The organism is Parendozoicomonas verongulae (assembly GCF_009711465.1).
Lineage (GTDB): Bacteria > Pseudomonadota > Gammaproteobacteria > Pseudomonadales > Endozoicomonadaceae > Sansalvadorimonas > Sansalvadorimonas verongulae.
The window spans coordinates 1-355 of sequence record NZ_SMME01000198.1 but is presented as its reverse complement, the minus strand read 5'-3'; the positions used below and the strand labels follow the sequence as shown (position 1 = coordinate 355).

The 355-nt window shown below is 59.2% G+C and carries 1 protein-coding gene; it reads left to right on the top strand.

Annotation, left to right across the window (positions count from 1 at the left end; genetic code table 11):
• Positions 1 to 355, top strand: a 355-nt coding sequence (locus E1189_RS00260) for an AMP-binding protein (protein ID WP_155158156.1), incomplete at both ends; no start/stop codon positions are given.

Here is a 355-nt window from a genome sequence, read left to right as displayed (position 1 = left end):
GCCGGGGCCACACTCATCCTGCCCGACAGTTGCCTGACTCAGGCTCCTCCGCACTGGCGTAAACAGATTGTTGAACACGAAGTGACTGTCTGGAATACGGTGCCTGCACTGGCGGATCTGCTGGTTGAAGATCAGGAACCAGACAGCCTGCCTACCCTGCGCCTCGCTCTGCTCAGTGGTGACTGGATTCCCCTCGATCTGCCCGACAAACTGCGTGCCACCATGGGGTCAGGCTCTGAGATTCTTGCCCTTGGCGGTGCGACCGAGGCGGCTATCTGGTCCAACAGTTTTTCCGTCATGGCCATTGAGGAACAGTGGTCGTCTATCCCCTATGGCACCCCGCTGGGGAATCAAC